This window comes from Variovorax sp. WDL1, from assembly GCF_001541225.1.
Lineage (GTDB): Bacteria > Pseudomonadota > Gammaproteobacteria > Burkholderiales > Burkholderiaceae_C > Variovorax.
The window spans coordinates 1-1298 of record NZ_LMTS01000196.1 but is presented as its reverse complement, the minus strand read 5'-3'; the positions used below and the strand labels follow the sequence as shown (position 1 = coordinate 1298).

The 1298-nt window shown below is 71.3% G+C and carries 2 protein-coding genes and 1 pseudogene; all 3 read right to left on the bottom strand.

The annotated features are described in order from the left end of the window. A pseudogene (locus tag APY03_RS42725) lies at window positions 1-284 on the bottom strand (hypothetical protein); the annotation flags it as partial. Beyond that, window positions 281-868 (bottom strand): S26 family signal peptidase, encoded by a 588-nt coding sequence (locus APY03_RS25905; RefSeq protein ID WP_068681399.1) that lies wholly within the window; start codon window positions 866-868, stop codon window positions 281-283. The pseudogene APY03_RS42725 and the gene APY03_RS25905, both read right to left, overlap by 4 nt. Further along, the coding region (locus APY03_RS25900; RefSeq protein ID WP_068681397.1) for a DUF2840 domain-containing protein at window positions 865-1298 on the bottom strand (434 nt) is incomplete at its 5' end. The genes APY03_RS25905 and APY03_RS25900, both read right to left, overlap by 4 nt.

The window sequence follows — 1298 nt, the reverse complement described above, 5'->3', positions numbered from 1 at the left end:
GTCTTGCCTTCCGCCTTTGCCCCTCGCTGGCGCTCCGGGCAGCGGCGGCCCGGCGGCGCTGCTGCGCGAGCGGCCAGCGCGCCGGCGAACGCGGCGACGGCCACAGGCCGGGCGCGTTCGAGGCAAGACGCCTGCACGTTGGACGGCTGCGCCGAAGGCAGCGCGAAGTGCGGTGCGAATGCACCCGCACTGCATGCGCGACGACACGGCGACGAGCAGCAGAACGACACGCCCGATGGCACGATGAGATGCACGGCGACGTGCAGCGAATCGAAGGCCATCATGGGCGAGATTCCAGCCAGACCGGATGCGCGATGCCGATCACGGCGCCCGCATTGATCGGCCCGAAGTACCTGCTATCGAACGACGCCGGGTTGGTCACACTGAGCAGGAACAGTTCGCCGGGTTCAAGGCGACGGCATTGCTGCCAGGATGGCAGCGGCCGGCCCCAGCGGTCGGCAGGCAGCACGGCGGCCGCAGGCACGCCGTCGATGCGGACGATGCGGCCAGTGATGCACACCTCCTGCGGCGCGACTGCGCCCACGCGCTTGAGCAGCGGCACGCGCGCCGGCAGGTAGCCGCGCTGCGCGGCCAGCGCGGCGGCGTCTGGCGGCAGCGTGGTCAGGACGATGCTGCCGACGGAGAAAGAACGCGGCAGCGAGTCGGTGCCGTCGCCCAGCGGATCGACGCGATACCAGCCGACCGCCACGCTGTCGGATGGGTTGTAGATCAGGCGCGGCAGCGGATGCACGAAGGACGCCCAGGCCAGCGCAGCGAGGCCGCAGGCGGACAGACCCGTCAGCACGATACGAGCGCGCAGGCGCGAGCGAGGACGCGGCGCGGTGCCGGCAGTGGAAACGGCGGTCATGGCAGTGCCCTCGCGGTCAGCCAGGCGGCGTGCCGCTCGGCGGTGTATTCGGGCAGCGGCAGGCGGGCAGCGAGCCGGTTGGCGAGCGTGCGCCAGTACGCGGGCGAGACAGCGGCGGGGGCGATGTCCAGCGCCTCGATGGCGTCGATGCGCTCCAGCACGGCGCGCACCTGGTTCTCGCCCTCGGCGTGCAGCAGCAGGCGTGCGCCGGGCTGCACGCCGGGGATGCGCTGTGCCGCATCGAGCGGCGTACAAGCCTGCATCACCATGAGCTGCCAGCGAACGGTGCCGTAGTCGTTGGCCTGCCAGCGGATAAGGCACAACATGGCGCCTGGCAGGAACACCGCGCAGCGACGCCAGCGGTCGAGCTGGTGCGTGCGCGCAGGTTCACCGAAGCGCAGGTAGAGCTTGAAGCGCGGTTCGATGTAGG

Bases quoted from the DNA above. Each gene is read 5' to 3' on its own strand.
- APY03_RS25905 (WP_068681399.1), bottom strand. From the start codon at position 868: ATGACCGCCGTTTCCACTGCCGGCACCGCGCCGCGTCCTCGCTCGCGC.